Annotated in this window: 10 protein-coding genes and 2 pseudogenes; 4 read left to right on the top strand and 8 right to left on the bottom strand. The window is 66.0% G+C overall.

What is annotated here, in order from left to right; all coding sequences use genetic code 11:
- Positions 1-71: 71 nt before the first annotated feature.
- Both ACVI1L_RS10910 and ACVI1L_RS10915 read right to left on the bottom strand, forming a co-directional pair.
- The gene (locus ACVI1L_RS10910; protein ID WP_456782855.1) at positions 72-1,211 is read right to left on the bottom strand and encodes an acyl-CoA dehydrogenase family protein; all 1,140 of its coding nucleotides are present in this window, start codon (positions 1,209-1,211) and stop codon (positions 72-74) included.
- 152 nt (positions 1,212-1,363) lie between these two features.
- A complete protein-coding gene (locus tag ACVI1L_RS10915; RefSeq protein WP_137481397.1) occupies positions 1,364-2,548 on the bottom strand; it encodes an acyl-CoA dehydrogenase family protein in 1,185 nt (394 codons plus the stop codon).
- Positions 2,549-2,718: 170 nt separating this feature from the next.
- On the opposite strand from ACVI1L_RS10915, the gene ACVI1L_RS10920 reads away from it, so the two are divergent.
- Together ACVI1L_RS10920 and ACVI1L_RS10925 are read left to right on the top strand one after the other, a co-directional pair.
- On the top strand, positions 2,719-3,264 hold the full coding sequence (locus ACVI1L_RS10920; protein WP_456782856.1) for a carboxymuconolactone decarboxylase family protein: 546 nt from the start codon (positions 2,719-2,721) through the stop codon (positions 3,262-3,264).
- Positions 3,265-3,401: 137 nt separating this feature from the next.
- A complete protein-coding gene (locus tag ACVI1L_RS10925; protein ID WP_057018998.1) occupies positions 3,402-3,896 on the top strand; it encodes a VOC family protein in 495 nt (164 codons plus the stop codon).
- 621 nt (positions 3,897-4,517) lie between these two features.
- On the opposite strand, the pseudogene ACVI1L_RS10930 reads toward ACVI1L_RS10925, so the two are convergent.
- The 3 genes and pseudogenes from ACVI1L_RS10930 to ACVI1L_RS10940 form a co-directional block, all read right to left on the bottom strand.
- A pseudogene (locus tag ACVI1L_RS10930) lies at positions 4,518-5,544 on the bottom strand (IS110 family RNA-guided transposase).
- Positions 5,545-5,702: 158 nt separating this feature from the next.
- On the bottom strand, positions 5,703-6,200 hold the full coding sequence (locus ACVI1L_RS10935; RefSeq protein ID WP_456782857.1) for a DUF2938 domain-containing protein: 498 nt from the start codon (positions 6,198-6,200) through the stop codon (positions 5,703-5,705).
- Positions 6,193-7,056 (bottom strand): class I SAM-dependent methyltransferase, encoded by an 864-nt coding sequence (locus tag ACVI1L_RS10940; protein ID WP_456782858.1) that lies wholly within the window; start codon positions 7,054-7,056, stop codon positions 6,193-6,195. The genes ACVI1L_RS10935 and ACVI1L_RS10940 overlap by 8 nt, the downstream gene beginning before the upstream one ends.
- An 82-nt stretch (positions 7,057-7,138) precedes the next feature.
- On the opposite strand from ACVI1L_RS10940, the gene ACVI1L_RS10945 reads away from it, so the two are divergent.
- The gene (locus ACVI1L_RS10945; protein ID WP_057019001.1) at positions 7,139-7,573 is read left to right on the top strand and encodes a helix-turn-helix domain-containing protein; all 435 of its coding nucleotides are present in this window, start codon (positions 7,139-7,141) and stop codon (positions 7,571-7,573) included.
- A gap of 92 nt (positions 7,574-7,665) precedes the next feature.
- Here ACVI1L_RS10945 and ACVI1L_RS10950 read toward each other — a convergent pair.
- The 3 genes and pseudogenes from ACVI1L_RS10950 to ACVI1L_RS10960 form a co-directional block, all read right to left on the bottom strand.
- A pseudogene (locus ACVI1L_RS10950) lies at positions 7,666-8,881 on the bottom strand (MFS transporter).
- Positions 8,882-9,053: 172 nt separating this feature from the next.
- A complete protein-coding gene (locus ACVI1L_RS10955) occupies positions 9,054-10,298 on the bottom strand; it encodes an MFS transporter (protein ID WP_456782859.1) in 1,245 nt (414 codons plus the stop codon).
- A 301-nt stretch (positions 10,299-10,599) separates the two neighbouring features.
- A complete protein-coding gene (locus ACVI1L_RS10960; RefSeq protein ID WP_456782860.1) occupies positions 10,600-11,091 on the bottom strand; it encodes a type II toxin-antitoxin system HicB family antitoxin in 492 nt (163 codons plus the stop codon).
- A gap of 86 nt (positions 11,092-11,177) precedes the next feature.
- On the opposite strand from ACVI1L_RS10960, the gene ACVI1L_RS10965 reads away from it, so the two are divergent.
- Entirely contained in the window at positions 11,178-12,050 is an 873-nt protein-coding gene (locus ACVI1L_RS10965; protein WP_057021240.1) for a protein-L-isoaspartate O-methyltransferase family protein, read from the top strand.
- Positions 12,051-12,052 lie beyond the last annotated feature (2 nt).

Raw genomic sequence — 12,052 nt, forward strand, 5'->3', positions numbered from 1 at the left:
CCGAAGCTCGAGCGAAGGCGGCGAGCCGGGCGATGACAGCGTGTTGCGTAGCGACAATGACGCGGCGAAGATCAATACCCCTTGCCGCTCGCCAGCTGGTCGGTGTGGAAGTTGCTGTCGCCGAACAGCTCCTGGCAGACGCGGGCGCGCTTCATGAAGAAGCCGATGTCGAACTGGTCGGTCATGCCCATGCCGCCATGCATCTGCACGCCCTCCTGCACGGCCAGCGTCGCAGTGGTGCCGGCGCGGGCCTTTGCCACCGCGACCGCGGTGGCCGCCTTGTCGATGTCCGTGTCGAGCGCCTGCAGCGCCTTCAACACAGCGGCGCGCGTAATCTCGATATCGATGTAGAGCTGCGCGGCACGGTGCTGCAGCGCCTGGAATTCGCCGATCGCCTTGCCGAACTGCTTGCGCTCCTTCAGATAGGCCACGGTGCGGCCGAACACCTCGTCGGAGAGGCCGACCATTTCGGACGCCACCGCGCCGCGGCCGATATTGAGCACGCCCTCGAGCAACCCAAAGCCCTGATCGACTTCGCCGAGCACGCTGTCGGCGTTGACCTCGACATTGTCGAACACGATGCGCGCCGCGTTGTGCGAATCGACCATCGCGGTGCGCTCGACCGCGAGCCCCTTCGCCTTCGGATCGACCAGGAACAGCGTCAGCCCGTTCTTGTCGCCGGCGCTGCCGGCCGTGCGCGCCGCGACGATCAGGAGGTCGGCGGTGTGGCCGTCGAGCACGAAGGCCTTGTCGCCCGACAGCTTGAAGCCGTTGCCGGAGCGCGTGGCCTGCAACTTGGTCTGCAGCGGGCGATGCTTGGCGCCCTCATCGATCGCGAGCGCCGCCAGCAGCGAGCCGTCGGCGATCTTCGGCAGATGCTGCGCCTTCTGCGCCTCGCTGCCGCCGCGCGACAGCGCCGAGGCGGCGAGCACCGAGGTCGCGAGGAACGGCGACGGCATCAAGGTGCGGCCGATCTCCTCCATGACGATGCCGGCCTCGACGCAGCCGAGCCCGCTACCGCCGAACTGGTCCGGCACCAGGAGGCCGGAGAAGCCCATCTCCGCAAATGTCTTCCAGAGCTCGCGCGAGAAGCCGGTGGCATCCTTGGCATCGCGCAGACCGCGCAGATGCGCCACCGGCGCCTTGTCGCTGATAAGGCCGCGCGCACTGTCGCGCAGCATGGATTGTTCTTCGGTGAGGACGAGGGCCATAGGAAATCCGATCTAACGTTCTAAGCAACGGTCTGAGTTCGTCATTCCGGGGCGATGCGACAGCATCGAACCCGGAATCTCGAGGTTCCACAATGCGCAACTGCGCATTAGGGTTCGCCGCTTCGCGACGCCCCGGAACGACGGTGCAGCGATCACGCGCCCGGCAAATCGAGGATGCGCTTGGCGACGATGCCGAGCATCACCTCCGAGGTGCCGCCCTCGATCGAATTGGCCTTGGTGCGCAGCCAGGCGCGCGGGCGGGCGCCGCCTTTGGAGCGGTCGCTCTCCCATTCCAGCGCATCGATGCCGCCGGCCGACATCAGGATCTCATAGCGGCGCTTGTTGAGCTCGGTGCCGTAATATTTCATCGCCGAGGAGAACGCCGGATGCGATTGCCCGGCCTTGGCGAGATCGACCGCGCGCTCGGCGGCGGCAGCGAGCGCGGCCTCGTCGACCTCGAAGCTCGCGATCTGGCTGCGCAGCTGCGCGTCATCGAGCTTGCCCTGCGCGTCCGCACCGACCGAGTCGGCGGCGATCTGGCCGAGCGGACGACCGACGCCGCGCTCGCCCATGCCGGAGATCATCGCGCGCTCGTGCTGCAGCAGATATTTCGCGACATCCCAGCCGCGATTGACTGATCCGACGACATGCGACTTCGGCACGCGAACATTGTCAAAGAAGGTTTCGCAGAACGGCGAATAGCCCGAGATCAGGAGGATCGGCTTGGTCGACACGCCCTTCGAGGTCATGTCGAACAGGATGAAGCTGATGCCGTCATGCTTCTTCGCCGCCGGATCGGTGCGCACCAGGCAGAAGATCCAGTCGGCGTAGTTGGCGTAGGACGTCCAGATCTTCTGGCCGTTGATGATGTAATCGTCGCCGTCGCCGACCGCGCGGGTCTGCAGCGAGGCGAGGTCGGAGCCGGCATTCGGCTCGGAATAGCCCTGGCACCAGCGGATCAGGCCCGCGGTGATCTTCGGCAGATGCTCCTTCTTCTGCTCCTCGGTGCCGTATTTCAGCAGCGCCGGTCCCAGCATGGAGATGCCGAACGAGGTCAGCGGCTGACGCGCGCCGATCGCAGCCATCTCCTGGCGCACGATCTTGGCCTCCTCGCCGTCGAGGCCTCCGCCGCCATATTCCTTCGGCCAATGCGGCACGGTCCAGCCCTTGTCGCGCATCCGCTCGAACCAGACGCGCTGCGCCTCGGACGAGAATTTCGTGTTACGGCCACCCCAGAAGGTGTCGCCATCCGAGGTCATCGGCTTGCGCATCTCCGCCGGGCAATTCTGCTCCAGCCAGGCGCGGGTCTCCGCGCGGAATTTCTCGAGGTCGGCCATGGTGCGTTTCCAGTCAAAAAATCGTCGAATTGGATTCGACCTTAGACCTACGCAGCCGCCGAATTCAATATGCCTCGCGGCCGCGCCATGCTCTGGCGTCGCTACTCACTGCGCGCGATCGGGTGTATCGCCGAGATGGGGTAACGCTTGAAAAACAAGAGGAAACGGACATGCGGCTGAAGCTGCTTTCGCCTAGCGAAATGAACGCCGCCCAGAAAGAAACCTACGACGAGTCGATCGCCGGCAAGCGCGGCGCGCCACCGGCGCCGATGATGGCCTGGCTGAACAGCCCGGAGATGGCACGGCATGCGACGCGGCTCGGCGAGGTGCTGCGCTTCGACACGATCTTTTCCCCAAAGCTGTCGGAGATCGCGATCCTCGTCACCGCGCGGCACTGGACCGCGCATTACGAATGGTATGCCCACAAGCGCCTGGCGCTGAAGGGCGGCCTCGACCCGAAGATCATCGAGGACATTCGCGTGCGCCGGACGCCGACGTTCGACGATCCCAAGGCCAGGGTGATCTACGACGTCGCCAAGGCGCTGCACGAAGGTCACGGCCTGCCGAAGGCACTGTATGACGAGGCGGTCGAGGTGCTGAGCCAGCGCGGCCTGGTCGAGGTGATCGGCCTCTGCGGCTACTACACCATGGTGTCGATGACGCTGAACACGTTCGAGTTCCAGCTGCCCGGCGGCGAGCTGTCGGAGCTCTGCTAGACGCCGGCGGACCGTGGCGCCTTTCGAAAACCTTGCGTTTCCGGATCGAACGCTCCGGCGTCGGCAAATCCGGACTATATCAGGTGGCGAAACCTCGCCCCTGATGGCAGGGGCATTGACGTCAACGGAGTCCGCTCATGCCAGAGAATCCCCCCATCATCGCGGGCACCCGGATCGGGCATGTCCATCTCAAGGTGGCCGATCTCGAGCGCGCGCTCGGCTTCTATTGCGGCGTGCTCGGCTTCGAGCTGCAGCAGCGCCTGGGCGCGGACGCGGCCTTCATCTCGGCCGGCGGCTATCACCACCACATCGGCCTCAACACCTGGGAAAGCAAGGGCGGCCATCCGCCGCCGCCGGGCACCACGGGCCTGTTCCACACCGCCATCCTCTATCCCACCCGCCCGGCGCTCGCCGACGCGCTGCACCGGGTGCTGTCGGCCGGCATCGAGCTCGACGGCGCCAGCGACCACGGCGTCAGCCAGGCGCTGTACCTGCGCGATCCCGACGAGAACGGCGTCGAGCTCTATTGGGATCGCCCCGAGGCCGAATGGCCGCGCAGCGCGGACGGCAAGCTCGCGATGTTCACGCGACGGCTGGACCTGGACGACCTGCTGAAACAGCGTGCGACGTAATTCCGCAAGGCGATAATTTCGTAGCCCGGATGAAGCGCAGCGAAATCCGGGGTTCGCTCCATGAGGTAATACTGCTCCCGGATTACGCTTCGCTCCATCCGGGCTACGAGTGCTTTCCCCTTCCCCCTGAAAGGGGGAAGGTCGGGATGGGGGTTAGCCGCGGGCTCTGCTGCAAGTGGAGAGAGCAGATCCCCACCCGCTTTGCTCTGCGAGCAAAGCGACCTCCCCTTTCCAAGGGGAGGTGAAGAGGTAGCTCGGATGGAGCCAACGGGTCGCGCGAGCGCGCGCCCGATGACAGGCTCCGCGAAATCCGGGGTTGGCACCGTGGGGTGATACTGTTCCCGGATTGCGCTTCGCTCATCCGGGCTTCTGTAACGGGCCTTGGTTAGTCAATCCCTTTTCGCGTCATCCACTCGCCGGGCACTTGCTTCTGTACGGGATCGGCGCGAAGGCCGTCGCCTGATGGGGTGCATTGAGGAGCCGGCCGGCCAATCTACGGATTGCGTGGTCGTGAGCCACTTCCCGGATGGCGGCCTGACCGGATCCATCGTCCCAGCGGAGGGACTTCGCTCGGGGAGAGCCTGGTGTCGTGGCCCGCCCGGAACCGATTGCTGCTCCTGGCTAGATGGCCTTGGTCATCGGGTTGAACGGTTTGGTGTCGGCGAGCATGCGATGCAGGATCACGGCGAGCTTGCGAGCCAGCGCTACCTTGGCCTTGCGCATGCCTGCGCGCCGGGCGATCCGCATCGCCCAGCTCTTCAATGCCGAGCAATTCTTGACCGGCTTGGTCAGCATGACGTGAGCTGCCTGGTAGAGTGCCTCGCGCACGGAGGCATCCCCGATCTTGCTGATGCGGCCGGTGTAGTCGGTCTCACCGGACTGGTACTTCTTCGGGGTGAGCCCAAAGTGGGCTCCCGTGGCCTTCGAGGAGCGGAAGCGCTTCGGGTCGTCGATCGCCGCGGCATAGGTGAGCGCCACGATCGGACCAACGGACGGCGTTGTCATCAGGAGCTTGGCGGATGGATGCGTCCTGGCGAGCTTCTGGGTGTGCTTGTCCAGGCTCTTGAACTCCCGCAGCAGCACCGCATGGGCTTGGAGCAGCGCCGCCGCGACCAACTCCAGTCCGGGATGGCCGGTCACGAGCTCGCGGATGCGCCCGGCGAACGTGCGCTCGGTGGTCGCACCGACCTTCAGGCCAAAACCGCGAAGTATGCCGCGCAGGCTGTTCTCGACATCGCGAAGCTTGGATTGCAGCAGCTTGCGCACCGTCAGGATGGCGGGTCTCCTGCGCCGCGACCGACTTGCAGTGCACCGGCCGGAACCAGCCGAGCCGCATCAACTGCGCGATCCGGCGGGCATCGTTGCGGTCCGTCTTCACCGGCATCGACTTGAAGGCTTCGCGAACGTGCCGCGTTTCCAGCAGCTCGACCGCAAGCCCTGCGTCTCGCAGACCCGCATACAGCCATTGCGACAAGGGGCCTGCCTCCAGCCCGATCCGTTCCAGTACCAGACCCAGCGACCGGAACCAGGCGATCAGCGCCGCCGGCTCGCTCGCAACCTTCGTCTCGCGCAAAATCTTGCCTGTCCCATCGACAAGGCAAACGCTCGAGCATTCCAAAGACACGTCAATTCCTGCATAGTGGTACATGGTCGTCCCTTAATGATGCTTGGAGCGGGCTTGCCCGACTCCGTTGAACACCATCAGTTTGAGGGACGACCGCCTTCCAACCAACAGGCCGCTCGCGAGCGCGCTTCCAAATTGCGCCGTAGCGAGCGGGCGGCCGGCCCGTTACCCCATCTACGAGTTCAGGAACGGGTGCGCGAGCCAGCCGGCCGCATAAAGCGCCCAATCCCAAACACCGTGTGCGTCACGAGGCTCTGCAGCCGCGCCGCCCATCGATGGGGCGTACGGCTCGCGGCAATGCCGGCGCCCATCGCGGGCTGCATCACCAGGAACGGCGCGGCCACGCTGCCGATCCCGACCATCAGAGCCGGAGCGATGGTGGGCTGCCGCGCCCAATCGAGGCCGAAGATCGCAAGCAGCACGCCGGCAAAGCCGATCCCGATCAGATAATGCGCGGTCCATCCGATGATCCGTTCGCCCACGACCTGTGGTGACGCGGCGATGCGGTCGTGGCGCAGGCGAGCGGATACGAGATGGCCGAGCCAGCGACCGACCAGGGCATAGTCCAGCGACGGGATGCCAAGCAGGCGCTTTCGAACCATCCCCCAGATGTCCATCACGACGGTCGCACCGATCCCGGTCAGCACCGCGCTCGCCACAAATTCCGCGGCTTCAACCATGCGCGGCCTCCGCCGGCGCTCGTGCCGCGACCATCCAGCACGCCGCGGTGAAGCGAATCTCGGTCCCGTGGATGTAGCGATCGAACGCACCGCGCACGGTCTCGATCACTCGCGTGCGGCGCGGCTCCTCCATCGCCTGCAGCATCGTCCCGACCGGGCCGAGCCAGCTCACATAGTGGGCCAGCTGTGATGCCGGAAAGCCGAGGGCGACATCGACCGGTTCGATCGCGATCGCGTCCCAGCCGCTATCCTCCAGGATAGTTTCGACCCGCTTCCGGTCGGCAAAGCCGAACTGCCCCGGCGCATCGGGACGCCGCGCCGGAAGATCCGGCAGCAACGGCTTCGCTGCCTGTTCCGCCGTCGTCATGAACGGGTTCTCGGCGGCGCCGCGCCAGGCGATGATGCGGAGCGCAGCATCCGGCCGGGCCGCGCGGCGCAGATTGGCGAAAGCCTGCACCGGATCGGCAAAGAACATCACGCCGAGGCGCGAGATGATCATGTCGAAGCTCGCGGGCGCGAACGGATAGGTCTGCGCGTCGGCGCAGATGAAGCTGACCGGCCGCCCTTCCCCCTCCGCGCGGGCGCGCGCCGCCGCGATCATCGGCTCGGAAACGTCGATGCCGGTGCAATGCCCCTGCTGGCGGAGCAATTGGGCAACGGCGAACGTTGTGGCGCCCGTGCCGCAACCGATATCGAGCACCCGGCTTGCCGCGGCATCGGACACCGCCTGAACGAGCAGTTCTTCAAGCGGCCTGAACATCCCTTCCAGCACCTCGCGCGTCTCGACCCAGGCGCGGCCGGCGGCGCCGTTCCAGAGTTTGACCTGCTCGTCGTCGACTTGCGCTGCGACACCCATGATTCTCGTCCTTGTTGATGCTTGCCTTACGCAAGCGATAGGCTGGATACTGCCAGTTCAAGTGAACTTGAGGTCAAGGGCCATGCGGGACATCGATATCGCGGAGGTGGCGGAGCTATCGGGCGTGCGCGCCTCGACCTTGCGCTTCTACGAGGAGAAAGGTCTGATCGCCTCGCATGGCCGGCGCGGGTTGCGCCGCCTGTTCGATCCGGCGGTGCTGGACCGGCTGGCGCTGATCGCGCTCGGGCGCGCCTCCGGCTTCTCGCTCGACGAGATCGCAAGGATGTTCGCGCCCGATGGAAGACCGCGCATCGACCGGAAAATGCTTTCTGCCAAGGCCGACGAGCTCGACCGCACCATCCGCAGGCTCAACGCGATGCGCGACGGCCTGCGCCACGCCGCCGTCTGCCCGGCGCCGAGCCACATGGAATGCCCGACCTTCCGCCGCCTGCTGCGGGTCGCGGCGGCCGGCAAGATCGGCGAGAAGAAGGCGCGGAAGTCACGCCGCAAGTCGTAGAACGTAGCCCGGATGAGGGAAGCGATATCCGGGGGTCTGGCGCAAGTTCAGGGACGGGTCCCGGATATCGCTTCGCTCATGCGGGCTACAATCTACTTCCCTTTCGCCATGATCGTCGCCGCCGCGATCAGCTCCAGGCCAATGCAGCCGTAGAACGGCAGCGAATAGCTGCCCGAGAGATCGCGCAGCAGCCCGACCACGCCGGGGCCGAAGGCGTAGGTGATCTGGTTGATCGCGGTGATCAGGCTGACCAGCACGCCGAACGCACGCGGATCGAACTCGCGCTGCACGATCAGCGCCGGCAGCGTGATCAGATTGCCGACCGAGAAGCCGAACAGCGCGCAGGCGGCGATCTGCGCCACGTCATTGTGCACATTGATGATGACGGCGAGCGCGACCGCCTGGCTGATAAAAGACAGCGCCGATGCCAGCCGCTGGTTGAGCCGGTCGATCACGAAGGAGAACGAGACGCGCCCGACCACGGCCATCGCGGTCAAGAGCGCCATCGCCACCGTCGCGCGCTCGCGGCCGATTACCTGATCGAGATAGGCGATCAGATGCACGATGAAGCCGACCTGGGCGAACAGCACCAGCGCGAAGGCAAGCGAGACCGAGAGGAAGCGGATGTCGCGCAGCGCCCGGCTGCGCACCTGGGTCGCTGACGGCGCGTCGGCAGCGGCGGCCGTGACCGCGTGCAGATGCGCCGGCGGCCCGCCCGACAAAGATCAGGATGACAGGCACCATCACCACGATCAGCAGCGCCGCAGCCGCGATCATCGCGCCGGAGAAGCCGAACGTGCCGATCCCCGCCACCAGCAGCGGCACGCCGACGATGCCGCCGAAGCTCGCGCCGTTCAGCGCCAGGCTGATCGCCATGCCGCGCTTCTTGTCGAACCACAGGCCGAGCGTGTTGGTGATGATGCCGAGGCTGGTGCCGGCCCAGCCGAACGCCAGCAGCGCATCGGCAAGATAGAGCTGCCAGGGCTCGCGCACCTCGCCGATCGCAACCGCCGCGATCGCCATCGCAAAGGTGCCGGCGATCAGGCAGCTGCGCGCGCCGAACGCCTTGATCGCCTCGCTGACGAAGGCGACCAGCGCGGCGCCGAACAGATAGAAGAAGGTCGTGCCCGACGAAATCAGCGACGCCCGCCAACCGTGCAGCCGCTGCAGCTCGGCAACATAGACGCTCTGGCCGTAGAAGCCCAATCCCCAGCCGAAGGTCGCAAGCAGGAAGCAGACGACGACGATGCGCCAGCCTTCGTAGCCAAGCGAGGATTCATCAGGCAGCGTGGCTGAGGATGCGTCCATTTCTTGCTCTTGCTTCTCACATCGTCATGGCCGGACCAACCCGATCCCATGATGTGAACAGCGTTGCAAGCGGATCATTTCGAAGCTGATCGAAGTGTCAGCAATTGGCAGCAGCATGGTCCGGAAAAGTGCGAAGCGGTTTTCCGAACAGACCATGGTCAAACGACAAGCTTTAGATGCTGGGATCCGGGATTTCTTCCACCGCGCGCAATTTCGCGCGTCGCTTGGCGAATGAAGCGAACGAAAGCACGGCAAGGCCGAGCAGCACAGGCGGGAACACCACCCAGTTGACGGCATTCCAGCCGTAATGCGCGAGCAGCTGGCCCGACGAGAACGAGCCGATCGCCATCATGCCGAACACGAGGAAATCGTTGAACGCCTGCACCTTGTTGCGCTCCTGCGGCCGGTGCGTTTCCAGCACCAGCGCGGAAGCGCCAACGAACGCAAAATTCCAGCCGATCCCGAGCACGAACAGCGTCGCCCAGAAGTGCGGCGCAGTGACGCCTGACAGTCCGATCATCGCGGCGACCGCCTCGAGCGCCAGCCCGAGCGCGACGATCACGGGCGCGCCGAACCGCGCGATCAAGGAGCCCGTGAAGAAGCTCGGGCCATACATCGCCACGATGTGCCACTGGATGCCGAAATTGGAATCGCTGACCGACAGCCCGCACATCTTCATGGCGAGCGGCGCCGAGGTCATCACCAGATTCATCATCGGATAGGCGATCACGCCGCACAGCGCCGCGGCGATGAAGCGCGGCTGCTTTGCGATCTCGAGCAGCGGGCGGCCGCCATGCAGGTCCGCCGCCGCAGGCTTCGGCGCGTCGACGCCCGAGAGCACCGCCATCGCCACCAGCGCGACCAGCGCCTGCATCACGAAGGAGAACGCGAACAGATAGAGCGGCCAGATGTCCATGGTCCATTGCACGAGCTGCGGCCCGAGCACGCCGGCGAATACGCCGCCGGCCATCACCCAGGACACCGCCTTGGGCCGGAACGCGACACTGGCGCCATCGGCCGCGGCAAAGCGGTAGGACTGCGCGACGGCGCCGTAGAGCCCGCCGAGGAAGGTCGCGCCGCAGAACAGCCAGAACGATGAATGCAGGATCGCCCAGGCGCCGAGCGCGCCGGTGAGCGTGCCGCAGAAGGTGCCGATGATGAAGGCGACGCGCCTGCCATAGGCGCGCGAGATCGCGCCGGTCGGCAGCGTGCCGGCGGCAAGCCCGAGCACATACATCGAGAGCGGCACCGTCGCGAGCGAGACGTCGGGTGCCAGCGTCGCGCCGACGATCGAGCCGGTGGCGAAGATCACGGCCGAATTGGCGCCGGTCAGCGCCTGCGCCGCCGCAAGCCGCCACACATTGCTGCGCGCCCGCGCGTCGTCGCTCGCCTCATCCGCAGCCGTCACGTCAATCATCGGTGGTCCCGCCTCGAAGCCCCGGCGGGAGCCCCCAATCGGGCGCACTATGGAGAGCGGGTCGAAGCCGATCAACCGGCGCAAACGGACGTACGCCATGCAGGAGGCGCACGAGGGGATCGCTTGCTCTCACAGAGTGACGTCACAGCAGCCCGGCACTTCTATCAGTACCGTCATCCTGAGGAGCGCGTAGCGCGTCTCGAAGGATGCACGGCCAACAGCCGGACCGTCGACCCTTCGAGACGGCCGCTCTGCGGCCTCCTCAGGGTGACGGTGAGAGAGCTGCTCGATGATCGATCGCCTACCGCGCCGGCTTCTTGCCCATCCGCTTCTCGGCGCGCAGCGCGCCGGTCTTGTGCACCTTGGAGCGCGGCCCGACGAGGTGCGGCTTGTGAACGTGCCATTCAAGCGCAAGCGTCGCGGCGAAACCGAAAAAGCTCGAACGGCTCATGCCGAGTCCGGCGGCATGCTTGTCGATCCGTGTGATCAGGCTCTTCGGCAAATAGACGTTGACGCGCTCGGACGGGTCGGGCGGATCGACGCCGACCATGAAGAAGGCTGCAACGTCGGAGCCCTTCGGCGCCACGATGCGCTCGATCGGGGTCGGCTCCGGCAATGGCTTGCCTTGCTCGACCCAGCCGTCGACGGTTTGCGCCAGCGTCTGCTCGGCGCGCTCGATCGCGTCTTCCTGCGATCGTCCCGCGGCGACGCAGCCGGGAAAATCCGGAAACCACGCCCCGAACGCGCCGCGCGGACCGCGCTCCAGCACGGCCGGATAAAGCCGTCTCTTCATTCTGGCCTCCGTCGCCGCAGTATGCTATTTCACACACCTCGGTGTGTCAAATCACACAACACGCGACATCGTGGGAGCGCGCGGCAATGGACCCGCAAGCCGAACTCCGCATCGTCCGCGCGGCCTATGCCAAGCAGATCCTGGCCGCCGCCAACACCATCAATCCGCGGCTGACGGAGGCCTTCGCCGCCATTCGCCGCGAGGACTTCGTCGGCCCGGGACCATGGATGATGCTGCGCTGGTGGAGCCGCGACTATGCGCCGACGCCCGATGCCGACCCGGTCTATCTCTACACCAACGATCTCGTCGCCTTGCGACCCGAGCGACGTCTCAACAACGGCCAGCCCTCGCTGCATGCCTATCTCATGCACCAGGCCGCACCCACCGCCGGCGAGCACGTGGTGCATATCGGCACGGGCACGGGGTACTACACCGCGATCCTCGCGCATCTGGTCGGACCGTCCGGCCGCGTGACCGGCATCGAATACGATCCGGACCTTGCGGCAGACGCTCGCGCCAATCTCGCCGCTTGCGCAAATGTCGAGATCATCCAGGGCGACGGCACACAGGTCGCGTTCGAGTCCGCCGACGTGATCTATGTCAACGCCGGCTGCACCCGGCCTGTCGCGCGATGGCTCGACGGGCTCGCCGCCGGCGGCCGTCTGATCCTGCCGCTGACTTCGGATGAGGGATTCAAGGGCGGCGCGCCGGAGCAGGTGGCGCGATCCGGCGCCGTGTTCCGGATCCGGCGCGAGGAGGCAGCGTACCGGGCGGACTGGATATCACCGGTCGCGATCATTCCCTGCGACGGCGGCCGGGACGAGACGTCCGAAAAAACGCTCGCCGAAGCCTTCGCCCGCGGCGGCTGGCAGAAGGTGACGCAGCTCTATCGCGACGCCGGGATCCCCGATGAACGTTGCTGGCTGCGTGGGCCAGGCTGGTGCCTGGCTTACGATTGAGC

It is taken from the genome of Bradyrhizobium sp. USDA 4516, from assembly GCF_054055915.1.